At 33.3% G+C, this 336-nt stretch carries 1 pseudogene; it reads left to right on the forward strand.

Annotation, left to right across the window (positions count from 1 at the left end):
• Positions 1–158: 158 nt before the first annotated feature.
• Positions 159–336: pseudogene (locus tag SORDD16_RS11235) on the forward strand (bifunctional glycosyltransferase family 2/GtrA family protein); the annotation flags it as partial.

Genomic DNA, 336 nt, shown 5'->3' on the forward strand with positions numbered 1-336 from the left:
TAACTCTGTAGAAGGTATCTTTTACAGAGTTTTTCTTTGTTTGATTGAACGAATTTATTAGAAAAACAATAAGTCTTATTTTGCTTAAATTTAAGTATAAGGAATTTTTAAGCGTTATCTTGTATACTTATCCAATCGTCAAAGAAAGAGGTGTAAATATGAACTATCTAGTTATCCCAGCTTACGAACCTGACTACAATCTCATTAAATTGATTGAAAAGATTCACAATAAGAGCGATTTTTACATCATTGTCATTGATGATGGAAGTTCGACAGAATGCCAAGACATTTTTGCTCGAGCTGAGGATTTTGCGACGGTCCTTCGCCACCAGGTCA

This window comes from Streptococcus oralis (genome assembly GCF_001578945.1).
GTDB classification, from domain to species: domain Bacteria; phylum Bacillota; class Bacilli; order Lactobacillales; family Streptococcaceae; genus Streptococcus; species Streptococcus oralis_Q.